Annotated in this window: 12 protein-coding genes; 8 read left to right on the forward strand and 4 right to left on the reverse strand. The window is 66.9% G+C overall.

Annotated elements, in window-relative coordinates:
• Nucleotides 1-15 precede the first annotated feature (15 nt).
• Together EV649_RS41615 and EV649_RS13945 are read right to left on the reverse strand one after the other, a co-directional pair.
• Nucleotides 16-1386 carry a chitinase gene (locus tag EV649_RS41615; protein ID WP_130383872.1) on the reverse strand — a complete coding sequence of 457 codons (1371 nt, stop codon included), beginning with the start codon at nt 1384-1386 and terminating at the stop codon, nt 16-18.
• Nucleotides 1383-3254, reverse strand: a complete 1872-nt coding sequence (locus tag EV649_RS13945; protein WP_130383873.1) for a ricin-type beta-trefoil lectin domain protein — start codon at nt 3252-3254, stop codon at nt 1383-1385. Before EV649_RS13945 ends, EV649_RS41615 begins: the two co-directional genes overlap by 4 nt.
• 235 nt (nt 3255-3489) lie before the next feature.
• Here EV649_RS13945 and EV649_RS13950 point away from each other — a divergent pair, with 235 nt between their 5' ends.
• Nucleotides 3490-4716 (forward strand): glycoside hydrolase family 16 protein, encoded by a 1227-nt coding sequence (locus EV649_RS13950; RefSeq protein WP_130383874.1) that lies wholly within the window; start codon nt 3490-3492, stop codon nt 4714-4716.
• 351 nt (nt 4717-5067) lie between these two features.
• Here EV649_RS13950 and EV649_RS13955 read toward each other — a convergent pair whose 3' ends face one another.
• Nucleotides 5068-6252: an ROK family transcriptional regulator gene (locus EV649_RS13955; RefSeq protein ID WP_130383875.1), complete on the reverse strand. Its 1185-nt coding sequence runs from the start codon at nt 6250-6252 to the stop codon at nt 5068-5070.
• A gap of 245 nt (nt 6253-6497) precedes the next feature.
• Here EV649_RS13955 and EV649_RS13960 point away from each other — a divergent pair, with 245 nt between their 5' ends.
• From EV649_RS13960 to EV649_RS13990, 7 genes are all read left to right on the forward strand, one after another.
• On the forward strand, nt 6498-7514 hold the full coding sequence (locus EV649_RS13960) for a LacI family DNA-binding transcriptional regulator (RefSeq protein WP_130383876.1): 1017 nt from the start codon (nt 6498-6500) through the stop codon (nt 7512-7514).
• A 162-nt stretch (nt 7515-7676) separates the two neighbouring features.
• A complete protein-coding gene (locus EV649_RS13965) occupies nt 7677-9368 on the forward strand; it encodes an ABC transporter substrate-binding protein (protein ID WP_130383877.1) in 1692 nt (563 codons plus the stop codon).
• Nucleotides 9369-9427: 59 nt separating this feature from the next.
• Nucleotides 9428-10441, forward strand: coding sequence for an ABC transporter ATP-binding protein (locus tag EV649_RS13970; RefSeq protein ID WP_130383878.1), 1014 nt, complete (start codon nt 9428-9430; stop codon nt 10439-10441).
• Nucleotides 10438-11418: an ABC transporter permease gene (locus EV649_RS13975; protein ID WP_130383879.1), complete on the forward strand. Its 981-nt coding sequence runs from the start codon at nt 10438-10440 to the stop codon at nt 11416-11418. The genes EV649_RS13970 and EV649_RS13975 overlap by 4 nt, the downstream gene beginning before the upstream one ends.
• Before the next feature lies 1 nt (nt 11419).
• The gene (locus EV649_RS13980) at nt 11420-12451 is read left to right on the forward strand and encodes an ABC transporter permease (protein ID WP_130383880.1); all 1032 of its coding nucleotides are present in this window, start codon (nt 11420-11422) and stop codon (nt 12449-12451) included.
• Nucleotides 12448-13446: an ABC transporter ATP-binding protein gene (locus EV649_RS13985; RefSeq protein ID WP_130383881.1), complete on the forward strand. Its 999-nt coding sequence runs from the start codon at nt 12448-12450 to the stop codon at nt 13444-13446. Before EV649_RS13980 ends, EV649_RS13985 begins: the two co-directional genes overlap by 4 nt.
• A gap of 10 nt (nt 13447-13456) precedes the next feature.
• Nucleotides 13457-14854 (forward strand): GH1 family beta-glucosidase, encoded by a 1398-nt coding sequence (locus EV649_RS13990; RefSeq protein ID WP_130383882.1) that lies wholly within the window; start codon nt 13457-13459, stop codon nt 14852-14854.
• On the opposite strand, the gene EV649_RS13995 is transcribed toward EV649_RS13990, so the two are convergent.
• Complete coding sequence (locus EV649_RS13995; RefSeq protein WP_157996237.1) at nt 14820-15779, reverse strand: DUF1353 domain-containing protein; 960 nt, start codon at nt 15777-15779, stop codon at nt 14820-14822. The genes EV649_RS13990 and EV649_RS13995 overlap by 35 nt on opposite strands.
• Between the last annotated feature and the right edge of the window lie 46 nt (nt 15780-15825).

The following is a 15825-nucleotide window of genomic DNA, read 5'->3' on the forward strand; positions in this document are numbered from 1 at the left end:
TGGCCTGGCGATCCGCTATCCCCGGTAGCGGCCGATCACCTTCGAGAAGTCCCACGGGTTCTGGGAGACGCCGGAGCAGGTGTCGGCGCCGCCGCCCGTGCACGGACGGTCGCGGTTCACCGACCAGAACGTGAACCGGGCCAGGTGGTGCTCGGACGCGTAGGACAGCATCGACTCGAAGTCCGACAGGTTGACGCGCTCACCGGCGACGTCGGTGATGCCGTTCATCGAGGAGATGCCGATCTTCCGGTACGCCGCGTCGTCGGTCAGCCCGTACGCCGCCTTGACCCGGTTCTTCAGTCCGTCGGCCGCCTGCCGGGTCAGCGTGCCCATGTTGGTCGACCCGCCGCCGAAGTCGAACGGCATGATCACCCAGCCGTCGAGGTTCAGCCCCGAGTTCGCGCCCCGCTGGATCAGGTCCTGCCCGTTCCCGTCCGGACCGGACGTCGTCGTGCCGAACGTCAGGTACGTCGCGATCCCCGGGTTGTTCTGCTCGACGATCTTCAGCGCGTCGACGACCTTCTGCCGGACGGCCGGCTGCGAGAACTCCTGGTCCTCGATGTCGACGTCGATCGCCTTCAGCGACAGCGCGTTGATCACCTTCTGGTACGCCGCCGCAAGCTCACTCGCCGTACCGCAGCTCTGCCCGAGCTTGTTGCCGGACCAGCCGCCGACCGAGACCACGACGTCGCCGCCGTTGGACCGGATCGTGTTGATCGCCTGCTGATCGACGCCACCGGTCAGCGGCCGGTTCCCGTCCCACTGCGGGTTGCAGTACCCGTTCGACAAGATGAACGCCATCGTGAACCACTTCACCCCGGCCGCGTTCATCACGGTCGCCGGGTTCGGCGGTTCACCCCAGCCCTGATAGAGGTACGGCGCTGCCGCCATCGGCGCACCGCCTGCCGGAGGAGGCCCGTCATCCGCGGCCGGCACGTTCCACTTCTGGTTCGCGCCACCGCTGCACGTCCACAACTGCAACGGCGTACTGTTCGCCGAGTTGTTGCCGGTGACATCAAGACACTTGTTCGCCTGCGGATTCACCAGGTCGCGCCCGGAGGTGTAGGTCCATTGCTGGGCCCCGCTCCCGTTGCACGTCCACAGCTGGACCCGTGCGCCGTCGGCGACCGAGCCGGCACTCACGTCGAGACATTTGCCCAGGGCCCGGATCGTGCCGTCACTCCCACGACTCCAGCTCTGCGCCGCGGTCCCGTTGCAGTCGTACAGCTGAACCGCCGTACCGTCCGCACTGTTCGCGCCGGCTACGTCCGCACACTTCCCCGCGAGACCGGTGATCGTCCCGGTCGCCGCCTGCGCGGGACTGGCCGTCATCAACAGACCACCGCCTAGCACCAGAGCCGCGGCGGCTGCCGCCACCCGCCTCATGACATGGTCCACTTCTGGTTGGCCGCGCCGGTGCAGGTCCACAGTTGCAGCGGAGTGCCGTTGGCGGAGGTGTTGTTCGTGACGTCGAGACACTTGTTCGCCTGTGGATTCACCAGGTCTCTCCCACTCGTGTAGGTCCATTGCTGGGCGGCACTGCCGTTGCACGAATAGATCTGCACCTTCGCGCCGTCGGCGATGGAGCCGGCGTTGACGTCGAGGCACTTGCCGAGAGCACGGACCGTCCCGTCACCAGGACGCGACCACTGCTGGGCCGTCGTACCGTTGCAGTCGTACAACTGGACCGCCGTACCGTCCGCGGAGTTGGCTCCGGCGACATCCATGCACTTGCCGGCCAACCCCGTGATCTGTCCGCCACCACCACCGCCGTCGCCGCTCTGCGAGCCGGACCAGGTGAAGGTCGCCGACGTCTTGGTCGGCAGCGTGTAGACGAAGGACTGCGAGCCCCAGTTCACCCGCACGGACTGCGAGCTCCCCGTGGTGTTGAAGGCGATCAGGGCCTTGGAACCGTCCGGGTTCTTCCAGGCCACGTTCTTCACCGAACTGTTCGCGGTCGAGTCGATCCGCAGCGCACCCGGCTTCACGAACTTCGTCAGGTGGCCCATCGTGTAGTACTCGACGGTCTTGGTGACCTGACCGCGCTGGCTGTCGTTGCGGTGCACGGTGACGAGACCGGTGCAGACGTTGCAGCCGGCGCCGACGTACGGCAGGTGGTTCTCGTCCAGGGCGATGCCCCACTTGACCCACGACTTGTCCCAGTTGCGGGTGTAGTCGACCAGGTTGTTCATGTCCTCGGCCTGCTGGTTCGCGATCCACGTACCGCCGGAGTGCTCGGTCATGTAGGCGTTCACGCCCGGGTACTGGTTGTGTACCTGGGTCTGCAGGTTCACGTCGCCGCCGTACCCGTGCCAGGCGATACCGCCGAAGTTCGGGTGGTTGCGCAGCGCGGCGTCCGCGATCGGGACCGACCCGAGGTCGTTGTAGTTGCCCCAGTTGTAGTCGAGGATCAGCACCTTCGTGGTCAGCCCGGCGGCCTGCAGCGCGGGCATCAGGTTGTTCTTGGTGAACTCGAGCAGCCCGGAGCCGTTCCAGTTCATCGACGCGTACCCGGTCGAGTCCGAGCCGCAGCAGGTCGGCTCGTTCTGCACCGAGATGTAGTCGATGTGGTTGCCCTGGGCCTCGTTCTGCTGCAGGTACTTGACGAAGTACTGCGCGTACGTCGGCGCGTACTCCCACTTCAGCCAGCCGCGGTGGACGAAGTCGTTGTTGTCCTTCATCCAGGCCGGCGCGCTCCACGGCGAACCTATGACCTTCAAGTTGGGGTTGAGCTGCCGGGCCTGCTTGGTGAGCGGTACGACGTCCGCGAGGTCGTGCTGGATGCTGAAGTCGTTCAGGTCGCAGCACGTGTCGTCGTACGAGTAGTTGAAGCGAGCGAGGTCGGACGCGCCCATCGGGTTCCGGACGAAGGCGAGGCCGATCCCGTTGACCGGGTCGAACAGGTCCTTCATCACCTGGTCGCGGGTCGCGGCCGAGATCACGTTGCTGCTGTTCAGCAGCCACGCCGAACTGTCGGCGAACGATGCACCGCCGCCCTCGAAGGACTGGTACGTCGTGTTCTCGTTGACGGTGACGGTCTGGTTCGCCGAGCCGCCGGCCGGGCCGAAGTTCACCGGCGTCTGCTGCTGCAGACCACGGGTCACGTTCTGGCCGGCCGAGTCGTTGGTGGTGGTCAGCCAGATGTTGACCTGTTCACCGGCGGCCTGGGCGGGTGCGGCGGTTCCGAAGCCGAGCCCGGCGGCGGCCACGCAGAGCGCAGCGACCGCGAGCGGCAGGAGACGTTTCGCGGGCATGGGGCGGTTCTCCCTTTTATTAAAGGAGTTCGGGGCGGTTCGAGTTGTCGGCGTCTGCCCGCGCCGCAACACTTGGTCAGCACGAGGTAACCATCCGTGCCGATCGGTGTCAACGCCGGAACCGAGACTTTTTTCAGATCTTTTAATTAGTCCCGGACTTGACGTGGGAGCGTTCTCACGGCACGCTGCGGGCCATTCGTTGTCCTCATTCAGACGCCCCCGAAATGAGGTACTCATGAAGCGTCCCCGCTTGCTCGCGCTCGTCGGGATCGGTGCCGCACTGATCGGCACCGCCCTCCTCCAGCCCGCGGCCTCCACGCACCAGCAGGCCGCCGCGGCAACGACCGCAACGGTCTGGGAGGACAACTTCGACGGCCCGTCCGGCCAGGCCCCCGATCCCGCCAAGTGGCGGTACGACATCGGCGGCAGCGGCTGGGGCAACAACGAGATGGAGTACTACACCAACAGCACCCGCAACTCCGCGCTGGACGGCAACGGCAACCTGGTCATCACCGCCCGGCAGGAGAACGGCGGCTTCCAGTGCCACTACGGCCCGTGCCAGTACACGTCGGCCCGGTTGCTCACCGCGCAGACCTTCACCCAGACGTACGGCCGGTTCGAGGCCCGCATCAAGATCCCCCGCGGGCAAGGGATCTGGCCCGCGTTCTGGATGCTCGGCGGCGGCAACTGGCCGAACGACGGCGAGATCGACATCATGGAGAACATCGGCAAGGAGCCGGCCACCGTGCACGGCACGATCCACGGACCCGGGTACTCCGGCGCCGGCGGGATCGGTGCCGCGTACAACCATCCGAACGGCTGGTCGTTCGCCGACGACTTCCACACGTTCGCGGTGGACTGGGCCCCGGACTCGATCACCTGGTACGTCGACGGCGTGCAGTACCAGCGCCGTACGCCGGCTGACCTCGGCGGCAACACCTGGGTCTTCAACCACCCGTTCTTCATGATCCTGAACCTCGCGGTCGGCGGCTACTGGCCGGGCTACCCCGACGGTACGACGGTGTTCCCGCAGACCATGACCGTCGACTACGTCCGCGTCTCCACACTCGGCAGCTCCGGCGGCACCGGCTCGCAGATCACCGGCCTGGCCGGCAAGTGCCTGGACGTGGCCGGCGCGAACGCCGCTGACGGTACGACGGTGCAGCTGTACGACTGCAACGGCACCAACGCGCAGAAGTGGACGCGCCCCGGCGACGGCACGATCCGTGCCCTGGGCAAGTGTCTCGACGTGGCGAACGCCGCGACCGCCGACGGCACCAGAGTCCAGATCGCCACCTGCAACGGCAACGCGGCCCAACAGTGGACCTACACCAGTGGACACGACCTAGTGAATCCACTGGCGAACAAGTGCCTAGATGTCACCGGCAACAACTCCGCCAACGCAACCCCGACTCAGATCTGGACCTGCACGGGCGCCGCCAACCAGAAGTGGACCGTCTAACGGACCCTCCCCACCCGACCACCTCCCGCCCCCAGCACCACCACAGCGCTTCCCCCGCCTCCCCGAACCACTTTGGGGAGGCGCCCAACCGCGACCGGGGAGCGCCACCGCCCGATTCGGGTGGGTAAGCGTCCCCAAACCAGTTTGGGGAGGCACCCGCAACCGCGACCGGGGAGCGCTACCGCCCCACACGGGTGAGTGAAGCTCCCCAAACCGGTTTGGGAGGCGCGCCCAACCGGGACCGGGGAGTGCTACTGCTCGATTCAGGTGGGTAATACGCCCCAAGCCCCGACCACCGTCGGCGGGCGTCTCGCCGACGACTCTTGATACGTGAGCTTCGACGCAGGAGGACTATCGCGGTGGCGGTACTGCGCCTCCATCACGAAGGAGTCGTACTACGGGGAGGGTCGCGGCGCCGAGTGCTACGGCGTCGCGGCCCAGTTCGCACAGGACGATGGATACCTGGGCGTACGGGCGACGCAGCGCATGCTTGCCCACCTCGGTGCGGAGTTCTTCCAGGTGCTTCTCGCCCAGTAGCAGGCCAGCCCAGCCGCCGAGGACGATGCGCTCGGGATTGACCAGGTTGACCAGGTTCGCGAAGCCCGCGGCCAGGTAGCCGATCGTGTCGTTGACGATCGTTGTCGCCAGCTCCGACTCGGACTCCAGCAGTTCGACGAAGGCTGTCTCCTCGTCGCTGTCGACAGTCCCGCCGGCAAGGCGGTACCGATCCAGGACGCCCTCCGCGCCGACATACGCCTCGAGGCAGCCCAATGCGCCGCAGCGGCATTGGCGGCCGCCGTACATGATCGTCATGTGGCCCCACTCGCCCGCGCTGCTGCGGGCACCGCGGTAGCTGGATCCACCGGCCACAAGGGCCGATCCGACACCGGAGCCGACCAGTGCGACGACGGCGTCGGTTGCGCCGCGGCCCGCGCCGAACCACATCTCCGCCTGGCCGAGCATGTTGGCGCCGTTGTCCACGTGCACCGGAATATCGGTGCCCTCGGCAAGCAGCGCCGCGAGTGGGACGGCTTCCCAGCCGAGTGTCTGCGCGTCGACGATCGCGTTGTCCTCGACCACACCGGCGACCGCGACACCGAGCCCGAGCACCTGCTCGGACTGGGTGCCGGAGGCAGCGATCACGGTCGAAAGCCCTTCCAGTACGTGCTTCACGACCTCTTCAGGTGTCGGCGTGGCGATCGGATGGTCGGCCCGCGCCAGCACGTTCATGGCCAGGTCGAACAGCTCCACCCGGACCCGGGTCTCCCCGACCTCGGCGCCGACGACGTACCGGAATGTTGGTGCGACCCGCAACAGGACCCGCGGCCGGCCACCCTCGGACTCGACCGAGCCGGCCTCCTCGACCACGCCCTCGGCGATCAGTTCGGCGACCAGGTTGCTGACGCTGGCGGCGCTGAGCGAGGTCCGGACGGTCAGCTCCTGGCGACTAAGCGGACCCTCGCGATAGATGCCGGTGAGGATCACCGAGCGGTTGGACCGGCGCATGTCACGCACCGTGGTCCGGCGTACTTCCATCCCACTACCTCACACCTGGCATCGCGCGCGGCCCCGGGCAGGCTGCTCGACCCCGAGTCCATCATGCCGCCTCGCGCGGCGGAAGAGCTCCCTTCTTCCAACTCGTGAACTAAGCCGCGATTCGTTACCACTCCGTGATTGACGGCTCGTTGCGGTCTCGGCTTTGATCTACGGAACCGCTTCCGAAACCGGTTCCGGCTCCAGAAGACGATCCAGCACCCCGACCGCCCGAGGGGAGAGTCAGCGTGTCCATCACGATCGCCGATGTCGCGGCCCGTGCCGGAGTCAGCAAGACGACCGTGTCACGCGTCCTCAACGGCAAGGGCGAGCTGGATCTGCGCACCGCCGAGCGGGTCCGGCAGGTGATCGCCGAGCTCGGCTACGTGCCGAGCGCCCGCGCGGTCGGCCTGGCCCGCGGCCGGACCCGGATCGTCGGGATGCTGGTCCCCTCGCTCACCTGGCCCTGGATGGGCGAGGTGCTGCAGGGAGCGGTCGACGTGGTCGAGAGCGAGGGCTACGGGCTGCTGCTGTTCACCTTCAACCGGGGTGAGGAATCCATGCACCAGTTCGCGTCCCAGGTCTCGGCGCAGTCGTTCGACGGCCTGCTGGTGATCGAGCCCGAGGGCACGCTCACCTACATCGAGCAACTCCACGCGCGTGGTCTGCCGGTGGTCCTGATCGACGACCGCGACAAGCGCCCGCAGTTCCCGTCCGTCGCCACCACGAACTACGCCGGCGGCGAGTCCGCCGCCCGGCACCTGCTGGAGCTCGGCCGCCGCCGGCCACTGGTGATCACCGGCGTCGAGCGCTTCGGCTGCACCCACGAACGCCTGGACGGCTTCCGCGACACCTACGCGGAGGCCGGCGTCGAGCTCGACCCGAGACTCGTGTTCGAGGGCGACTTCACCCACGAGAGCGGGCGCCGCGGCGTCCAGTACGCGCTCGACGAGCGACTCGACTTCGACGCGGTCTTCGCCCACAACGACCTCTCCGCCGGCGGTGCCATTCAGGCCGTCCGGGAGACCGGGCGGAACGTGCCGAACGACGTGTCGGTGGTCGGGTTCGACGACATCCCGTACGCCGAGCACACCGAGCCGCCGCTGACCACGGTGCATCAGCCGATGCGCCAGATGGGTCAGGCCGCGGCCCGGATGCTGATGGGGTACTTCGGCGGCACACCGCTGCCGGAGACCCCGCAGGTGCTGCCGACGACCCTGATCGTCCGCAGCTCAACCGCCCCGAAAACCCGGTCTCACCAGTAGCTCCGGCGGCGGGGCAGCTGCCCCTGTCCCGCCGCCGGCGTACCCCTCGATATCGATCCGTTAAGGCGTCTGCTCTTCCCATGAGAGCGTTCTCACGCCACGATGCAGTCGCCCTCCCGGCTCAGGGGAGGGCATCCGCCAACAGATTCACAGGAGGAACCGATGCGAGCACGACGTACAGTCGCGCTGGCCCTCACGGGCTTGCTCGCGGCAGCCGCTCTGGCTGCTTGTAGCAGCGGGGACGGTCAGTCAGGCAGCTCCGGGAACAACGGCTCGGGCACCGGCGCGACCGTTCTGAACATCGGCATGCCGAACGGTCCGCAGACCGAGAACCACAACCCGTTCCTCGGCTCCTCCTCGGGCGCCTCGCTGGGGTACCGCTGGATGATCTTCGAGCCGCTGGTGATGATCAACGGGATCAAGCCGACCGAGCCCGGCAAGCCCTGGCTGGCGACCGAGTGGAAGTGGGACGCCAACTACACCAAGCTCTCGCTGACGATCCGCGAGGGCGTGAAGTTCTCCGACGGCAAGCCGATGACCGCCGAGGACGTGGCGTACTCGTTCCAGATCCGCAAGGACAACGAGGGCCTCAACCAGGACGCGATCCCGTACGGCACGATCACCGCGTCCGGTAACAAGGTCGACCTGACCTTCACCCGGTCGCAGTTCACGAACCAGAACAAGATCCTGACCGTGTTCGTGATCCCGAAGCACCAGTGGTCGGCGATCAAGGACCCGAGCCAGGACACCCTGAAGGGCCCGATCGGCACCGGTCCGTACGTCGTGAAGTCGTTCACCCCGCAGACCACGACGCTGACCTTGCGCGACTCGTACTGGCAGGACCTCCCGAAGGTCAAGGAGCTGCGGTACACGTCGTACAACGACAACAACGCGCAGACCACCGCGCTGGCCAACGGCGCGTCGGAGTGGAGCTTCGTCTTCGTCCCGAACGTGAAGGCCGTCTTCCAGGACAAGGACCCGAAGAACCACAAGCTGTGGTTCCCGGCGAACCTCGGCATCCACGGTCTGTGGATCAACACGACGCGCAAGCCCTTCGACAACCCGGCGTTGCGACGTGCGATGAACCTGGTGATCAACCGCGACGACATCTTCCAGCAGGGCGAGGCCGGGTACTTCTACCCGAAGGTCGAGTCGATGACCGGCATCCCGACGCCGGCCGGTGAGTCCTTCATCGCCCCGGAGTACAAGGACCTGAAGCACAAGGTTGACGTCGACGCGGCCAAGAAGGAGCTCACCGACGCCGGGTTCAAGCTCGAGGGCGACGCGCTCAAGGACCCGACCGGCAAGCCGGTGACGATCACGCTGACCGACCCGGCCGGCTGGTCCGACTACATCACCGACCTGGAGATCATCAAGGACAACCTGTCCACGATCGGGATCAAGGCGACCGTCGACAAGGCCAACCAGGACGCCTGGTTCAAGAACATCGACGAGGGCCGCTTCGACGCCGCGATGCACTGGACGAACGGCGGCGCGACGCCGTACGACATCTACCAGAACATCATGGACGGCAAGATCCTGAAGCCGGTCGGCAAGGGCGGCGTGAGCGGCAACTACGGGCGGTTCAACAGCCCGGACGCGACCAAGGCGCTCGACCAGTACGCGAACGCCGCGGACGACGCGACCCGCACCACGGCGCTGAACACGCTGCAGAAGATCATGGTCGAGCAGATGCCGGTCATCCCCACCTCGGCGTCCAACGTCGGCGGTCTCTACAGCACCAAGAACTGGGTCGGCTGGCCCGACGAGCAGAACCAGTACGGGCCGGCGCAGCCGACCCAGCAGAACGCTCTGCAGATCATCCTGAACCTCAAGCCGGCCGGCAGCCAGTAATTCGGACCGCGGCGCCGGAGGGCTCTCCTCCGGCGCCGCGGACCCACGATTGGAGACCTATGACGGTCACCGAGACCGAGGTTGTTCTGGAGGCCGAGGGCCTCACCAAGCATTTCCCGGTACGGCGCGGACTCCGCGACCTGCTCACCCGCGAGCACAAGGCCGTGCACGCGGTGGACGACGTGAAACTCACGCTGCGCCGGGGCCGGGTGACCGCGCTGGTCGGCGAGTCCGGTTCGGGGAAGTCGACTGTGGCCCGGCTGCTCGCGCAGCTGTACGCGCGGACGTCGGGTGACATCCGGCTGCACGGCGAACCGGTGACGGTGCGCGGCGGCCGCAAGTTCCGCGCGTACTGCCGCCAGGTGCAGATGATCTTCCAGGACCCGTTCGCCTCGCTGAACCCGACGCACACCGTGCGGTACCACCTGACCCGATCGCTTCGCATTCACGGTCGCGCGGGCGACCTCGAGGACAACCTGCGCGACCTCCTGGTGCAGGTGCAACTCACTCCCCCGGAGCGCTACCTGGACAAGTTCCCGCACGAGCTGTCCGGCGGTCAGCGGCAGCGCGTGTCGATCGCCCGCGCGCTCGGCGCGGACCCGGAGGCGCTGCTCGCCGACGAGCCGGTCTCGATGCTGGACGTGTCGATCCGCCTCGGCGTACTGAACCTGCTGCGGGACCTGAAGGAACGGCTCAACCTCGCCATCCTCTACATCACCCACGACATCGCGTCGGCCCGGTACTTCGCCGACGAGACGCTGGTGATGTACGCCGGCCGCATGGTCGAGGGCGGCGATTCCGAGACCGTCACGCAGAACCCCGCGCACCCGTACACCCGGCTGCTGATCGAGAGCGCGCCGGATCCCGATCGGCTCGGTGAGCTGAGCACGCCCGAGGACCAGGCCGGCGGCGAACCGCCGAGCCTGATCGCCCCGCCGACCGGCTGCCGGTTCAATCCGCGCTGCGTGCACGCGATGCCGAAGTGCACGACCGATCTTCCGCCCCGCTTCGAGCTGCCTATTGCGGGCCATTGGGCCGCCTGCTGGCTCTACGAAGAAGGGGCGGCGCAATGAAGTTTCTCCTGCAGCGGCTGACCTTCTACGTCTTCACCGCATGGGCCGCGCTGACCATCAACTTCTTCATCCCGCGGCTGATCCCGGGTGACCCGGTGACGTCGCTGATCAACAAGTTCCAGGGCCAGATGAGCACCGACGCGATCAACTCGCTGTACGTGCTGTTCGGCCTGGACAAGAACGCCTCGCTGTGGAGCCAGTACGTCGACTACTGGGGCCAGGTGTTCCGCGGCGACCTCGGGCTGTCGTTCACGTTCTTCCCGACCCCGGTCGCGGAGATCCTCCGGCAGAGCCTGCCGTGGACGATCGCGCTGGTCGGCATCACCACGTTCGCCAGCTTCATGATCGGTACGTCGCTCGGCGTGCTGGCCGGCTGGCGGCGCGGTTCGATCATGGACGGTCTGTTGCCGGTGACAACGTTCCTGTCGTCGATCCCGTACTTCTGGCTCGGTCTGCTGGCGATCACGCTGCTCGCCGGGCCGGACAGCTTCTTCCCGTCGTCCGGTGGTTACGAACCGGGGCTGGTTCCGTCGTGGAACGCCGAGTTCATCGGCAGCGCCGTACAGCACAGCCTGCTGCCGGCGGTCACGATCCTGATCTCGTCGGTGAGCGGCTGGATCCTCACCATGCGGAACATGATGGTCACGGTGGCCTCCGAGGACTACATCACCGTCGCGCACGCCAAGGGCCTGCCCGAGCGCCGGGTGATGGTCAGCTACGCGGCCCGGAACGCGCTGCTGCCGAACGTCTCCGGATTCGCGTTGTCGCTCGGCTTCATCGTCGGTGGCACGCTGCTGGTGGAGATCGTGTTCTCCTATCCAGGCATCGGTTACAACCTGTTCCAGGCCGTCGGCTCGAAGGACTACCCGCTGATGCAGGGCGTCTTCCTGGTGATCACGCTGTCGGTCCTGGTGGCCAACCTGCTCGCCGACGTCGCGTACCTGCTCCTCGACCCGCGTACCCGGAAGGAGGGCTGACGTGTCCGCACCCACCAGCACCATCACCGCGGTCACGCCGGAGGGCCCGGAAGTCGCGGCCGTCCCGGCCAAGCGCCGCCGGTTGCGGTTCGTCGCGAACCCGAAGGCCGCGACCGGTCTGGTCGTGCTCGCGTTCTTCTGCCTGATCGCGATCATCGGCCCGTGGGTCGCGCCGTTCGACCCGTCCGCCCGGAGCAGCGACCTGATCCAGGCGCCGTCCGGCAAGCACTGGTTCGGTACGACGCACCTCGGTCAGGACATCTTCAGCCAGGTGCTCGTCGGCACCCGCGGCGTGATGTTCGTCGGCCTGCTGGCCGGCCTGGTCGCGACCACGTTGTCGATCCTGATCGGCGTCAGCGCGGGCTTCCTCGGCGGCGCCGCGGACGACAGCCTGTCCGCGTTGTCCAACGTTTTCCTGGTGATTCCGGCACTCCCGCTGATCATCATCGTCGCGTCGACGATCCCGTCGGCCGGTGACCTGATGGTTGCCCTGGTCATCGGATTGACGTCGTGGGCGTGGGGCGCGCGGGTGCTACGGGCGCAAACGTTGTCCTTGCGCCGGCGGGACTACGTCGAGGCCGCGCGGGCGACCGGCGAGAGCACCTGGCGGATCATCACGTTCGAGATCATGCCGAACCTGACCGCGATCATCGCGTCCGGTTTCGTCGGCACGGTGATCTTCGCGGTGATGTCCGAGATCACGCTGGCGTTCATCGGGATCTCGACGATCTCCGAGTGGAACTGGGGCACGATCCTGTTCTGGGCGCAGAGCCAGCAGGCACTCGCGCAGGGCGCGTGGTGGTGGTTCGTCCCGGCCGGTCTCGCGATCGCGGTCCTCGGTACGGCGCTGTCGCTGATCAACTTCGGCATCGACGAGTTCGTCAGCCCGCGGTTGCGCAGCAGCGGTCACATGCGAGTGAAGACAAAGGACGGGCACTCAGTACGGATGCGCGTCGGCTTCACCCCGGTCCTGTCGTCCAAGCAGGCCCCGGTGACGCCCGTCGTACGCCGCCGTGAGGAGGAGGTCGCATGAAGACGCCGGTGCTGGAGATCAAGAACTTTCATGTCGACTACGGGCTCGGGGAGGAAGCGGTGCAGGCGGTGCGGGACGTCACGCTGACGTTGCACCGCGGCGAGGTCCTCGGGCTGGCCGGCGAGAGCGGCAGCGGGAAGTCGACGCTGGCGTACGGCGTGACGCGGCTGCTGCCGCCACCCGGCGTGATCAGCGGCGGGTCGGTCGTCTACCACCCTCCTTCGGGCGATGCGTACGACGTCATGACCTTGACCGACGCGGAACTGCGGAAGTTTCGGTGGGCCGAGACGTCGATCGTCTTCCAGGGCGCGATGAACTCGCTGAACCCGGTGCACAAGGTCTCGACCCAGATGCTCGACGTGATCAAGGCGCACGAGCCGCAACTGTCGCCGCAGGCCCGGATCGCCCGGGCTCAGGAAATGCTGAAACTCGTCGGGATTTCCGCGGACCGGATGGACGCCTACCCGCACCAGCTGTCCGGCGGGATGCGGCAGCGGGTGATGATCGGGATGGCCCTCGTCCTCGAGCCGCAGGTCGTGATCATGGACGAGCCGACGACCGCGCTGGACGTGGTGATGCAGCGGCAGATCCTCGCGCAACTGGTCGAGCTCCGCGAGCGGCTCGGGTTCTCGGTGCTGTTCATCACCCACGACCTATCATTGCTGGTCGAGTTCTCGGACCGGATCGCCATCATGTACGGCGGCCGCATCGTCGAGGAAGCCCGTTCCGCGGACCTGTACAAGGACTCCCTGCATCCGTACAGCGAAGGCCTGCTCAAGTCCTTCCCCGCACTCCGCGGCGAACGGCGCGAGCTGTCCGGAATCCCAGGCTCCCCACCGGACCTGCGCGGGATGCCGTCCGGCTGCTCGTTCCATCCACGGTGCCCGCAAGCCTTCGACCGTTGTTCCTCCGAGATCCCTCTGCTCGAGATCCCGTCGGCCCGCAACGATCCCAACCGTTCCGTCGCGTGCTGGCTTCCCGGCCGCACCGCCTAGAAGGGCAACTATGAGCACAACATCTGTCTCGGGGGCGGCCGAACTGGTCGCGGGTCTTCCGTCCGGATTCCGCTGGGGTGTCGCGACGTCGGCGTACCAGATCGAGGGTGCGATCGCGGAGGACGGCCGGACGCCGTCGATCTGGGACACGTACTGCCGGGTGCCGGGAGCGATCGACAACGGTGACGTGGGTGACATCGCCTGCGACCACTACCACCGGATGCCGGAAGACGTTGCCCTGATCAAGGACCTCGGTCTGGACACCTACCGGTTCTCGGTGGCGTGGCCGCGGGTGCAGCCGCGCGGCAAGGGTCCGGTGAACCCGGCCGGGCTCGGGTTCTACGACCGACTCGTCGACGAACTGCTGGCCCAGGGCATCGACCCGTGGGTGACGCTGTACCACTGGGACCTGCCGCAGGAACTCGAGGACGCCGGCGGCTGGCCCGTGCGCGATACGGCGTACCGGTTCGCGGAGTACGCGATGCTGGTGTTCGACGCGTTGAAGGACCGGGTCAACACCTGGACGACGCTCAACGAGCCGTGGTGCTCGGCGATGCTCGGCTACGCGTACGGCGCGCATGCACCGGGACGGCGCGAGTACCCGGCAGCGCTGGCCGCCGTACATCATCTGCTGCTCGGGCACGGGCTCGCGACTTCTCAGATGCGTGAAGCGTCACCGCGCAAGCTCGACATCGGCATCACGCTGAACGTCGCGACGTCGTACCCCGCTTCGGATGCGGAGCCGGACGTCGACGCGGCACGGCGCGCGGACGGGATGGGGCGACGGATCTATCTCGACCCGCTGGTGCACGGGCACTACCCGGCGGACGTGATCGCGGACCTCGCGCGGGAAGGCGTCGAGTTGCCGATCGAGGACGGCGACCTGGAGATCATCGCGGCGCCGATCGACGTACTCGGGGTGAACTACTACTTCAGCCAGAAGTTCACCGGGTACGCCGAGGACGGCAGCACCGTCGACGCTGCAGGACTGCCGATCAGCCGCGACGTACCGCTGGGCAAGCCGCGCACAGCGATGGACTGGGAGATCGTCCCCGAAGGCTTCACTGATCTGTTGGTGAGCATCGCCCGCGACTACCCCGGCCTCCCGATGGTCATCACCGAGAACGGCTCCGCCTTCGAGGACGTGCCCGACGAGAACGGGTACGTCGACGACGCCGACCGTACGGCGTACTTCACCTCCCACCTCGCCGCGGTAGCCGACGCCATCGCACAAGGCGCCGACATCCGCGGCTACCTGGCCTGGTCCCTGATGGACAACTTCGAATGGGCCTACGGCTACGTCAAACGCTTCGGCATCATCCGAGTCGACTACGAAACCCAGGCCCGCATTCCCAAACGAAGCGCCCTTTACCTCAAGGACCTAGCGGAACAGCACCGCTCTCGCTGACCGGTCCTTCGGCCGCGGCGGTCCGGCCGCCGAAGAGATACTCGACGCACTGAAAGAGAAGGGTCAGCAACAGAACGGCAAGCGTCACGTGCAGCAGGAACGCAAGAGCGATTCCGACGATGATGCCTGCTTTCCACAAACGGAACCAGAGCACCGACAAGATCAAAGGAACGACGATGGCGCCGGCCGCGCCGTACAGCGACTCCAGGTACCAGGGCCGGTCGCCCATCCAGAAAAGATGGTCCCATTTGTCGAACCAGTCCAAGGTTGCGAGGATCCCCACCACAGAGATGATCGCCAGCGATCCGAAAGCGCCTATGCGGTAACGCATGTTCGTCACGCGACGCGGCACGATCTGTGGCTCGGCATCCGGGTCGTCCGCCGGGGCCGGCAGCGCCTTTGTCCACGCGCCGGACCAGATCGTCGCCAGTGTCACCGCGGCCCAGATCAGCCACCTGCGGGCGACGCTCGTCCCGAGATCGGCCATCGCATCCCGGAGCACGACGTCGGCCTGCATCCGGGTGACCGCACGGTCGCCCTCACTCAGGTACGACTGCTTCTCGTGCTCGTCGTAGACCAGGCCGTCGTGCACCAGCGCAGCCGGCAGATGGATCCCGGTCCGCGGGATCAGCCAGGTGAAGATCGCGGGCACCGAGACCAGATCGGTGCGGAACGTGCCGGCGTCCGCGGGAACGACCACCCAGAGCTCTTCCTGACCGTCGAAGGCCCGCATGTGATAGGCAATGCGGCGCTCGAGCTTGAACTGCTCCTTCTTCCGCGTCCAGTGGAACCACAGGAATTTCCGCTCGACCGTTTCGACTGTGCGTTCCAGTTGCACCGACATGGGATTCGTCGGCGGATACTGCGGCTCTGCATCGACGTCCCCACCGTCTCTGAACCGCTTGAATTCGGCAATGATCGGCATTGCACCCACCCCCTGACAGCAGTGAAGGCACCTGTCCGCGTAACTG

The sequence above is a fragment of the Kribbella sp. VKM Ac-2569 genome (assembly GCF_004216905.1).
GTDB lineage: Bacteria > Actinomycetota > Actinomycetes > Propionibacteriales > Kribbellaceae > Kribbella.